This window comes from Vibrio crassostreae 9ZC13, from assembly GCF_000272045.2.
Taxonomy (GTDB): Bacteria; Pseudomonadota; Gammaproteobacteria; order Enterobacterales; family Vibrionaceae; genus Vibrio; species Vibrio crassostreae_C.
This window is the reverse complement of sequence record NZ_AJYZ02000033.1, coordinates 1-253: the sequence shown is the minus strand read 5'-3', so window position 1 is coordinate 253 and position 253 is coordinate 1. Positions and strand designations below refer to the sequence as shown.

Genomic DNA, 253 nt, shown 5'->3' with positions numbered 1-253 from the left:
ACAACGTTATATTGAATCACCAATATTCAGTATGACTATAAAGATTTGCTGCGGTCGTGGCGGAATTGGTAGACGCACCAGATTTAGGTTCTGGCGCCGAGAGGTGTGAGAGTTCAAGTCTCTCCGACCGCACCATTATTTAGAATGTGTTTCTTTCATTAGATGAACATTCATTGTTGGGCTATCGCCAAGCGGTAAGGCACCGGCTTTTGATGCCGGCATTCCCTGGTTCGAATCCAGGTAGCCCAGCCAC

General features: G+C 47.4%; 2 tRNA genes. Both read left to right on the top strand.

Annotation, left to right across the window (positions count from 1 at the left end):
• Nucleotides 1-50 precede the first annotated feature (50 nt).
• Nucleotides 51-135, top strand: a tRNA-Leu gene (locus tag A136_RS10790).
• Nucleotides 136-177: 42 nt separating this feature from the next.
• Nucleotides 178-252 (top strand) — tRNA-Gln (locus A136_RS10785).
• Nucleotide 253 lies beyond the last annotated feature (1 nt).